Source organism: Vibrio splendidus, from assembly GCF_001557875.1.
Taxonomy (GTDB): domain Bacteria; phylum Pseudomonadota; class Gammaproteobacteria; order Enterobacterales; family Vibrionaceae; genus Vibrio; species Vibrio splendidus_F.
This window is the reverse complement of record NZ_LNRF01000044.1, coordinates 1-277: the sequence shown is the minus strand read 5'-3', so window position 1 is coordinate 277 and position 277 is coordinate 1. Positions and strand designations below refer to the sequence as shown.

The window sequence follows — 277 nt, the reverse complement described above, 5'->3', positions numbered from 1 at the left end:
TTTGTGAAAAGTAAGACACACCCTGGAGGGGTTCCCGAGTGGCCAAAGGGAGCAGACTGTAAATCTGCCGGCACTGCCTTCGATGGTTCGAATCCGTCTCCCTCCACCATATTCTTCTTACCTCTTTCGAGAGTTAAGAGAACAACCTAGTTGATGGGCTTATGGGAAAACATCAATTTAGGCTTACTTTGTGAAGAGTAAGACACACCCTGGAGGGGTTCCCGAGTGGCCAAAGGGAGCAGACTGTAAATCTGCCGGCACTGCCTTCGATGGTTCG

The 277-nt window shown here is 50.2% G+C and carries 1 tRNA gene; it reads left to right on the top strand.

Annotated features, from left to right (window positions below):
* The first annotated feature begins 24 nt into the window (after positions 1-24).
* A tRNA-Tyr gene (locus ATB74_RS23530) sits at positions 25-109 on the top strand.
* Positions 110-277: the final 168 nt, after the last annotated feature.